This is a genomic window from Acinetobacter genomosp. 33YU (genome assembly GCF_001990725.1).
GTDB lineage: Bacteria > Pseudomonadota > Gammaproteobacteria > Pseudomonadales > Moraxellaceae > Acinetobacter > Acinetobacter seifertii.
In genome coordinates this window covers 1-343 of the sequence record NZ_LFZQ01000042.1, presented here as the reverse complement: position 1 = coordinate 343, position 343 = coordinate 1, and the positions used below count along the sequence as shown (strand labels likewise).

Below are 343 nucleotides of genomic sequence, written 5' to 3'. Positions count from 1 at the left end.
TTCATTTTGAATCATGAAGCCAATGATTTCACGGTCGCCACCTTCTGTTATCCCGATCGCAATATGGCAGCTTTTAGAAAGCACTCGATGGTCCTCACGGACTTTTATGTAGAGAACATCAGTCATCAGATAAGGATAATTCGTACCTGAGAGTGAACGGTTCTGCCATTCGTTGACCATCGGGTCTAACTGCTCAGTCAGGCTAGAAACAAAAGATTTCGATACAGATTTTCCACATAGCTCTTCAACAATCTTTGAAACTTTACGTGTCGAAACGCCCGAAACATACATCTCAAGCATTGAAGCGAGCAGTGCCTTTTCATTTCGCTGATAACGCTCAAAC

The 343-nt window shown here is 42.9% G+C and carries 1 protein-coding gene; it reads right to left on the bottom strand.

Annotated elements, in window-relative coordinates; translation table 11 throughout:
* Positions 1-343: transposase (locus AC056_RS19155; RefSeq protein WP_171262135.1), on the bottom strand; the 343-nt coding region annotated here is incomplete at both ends.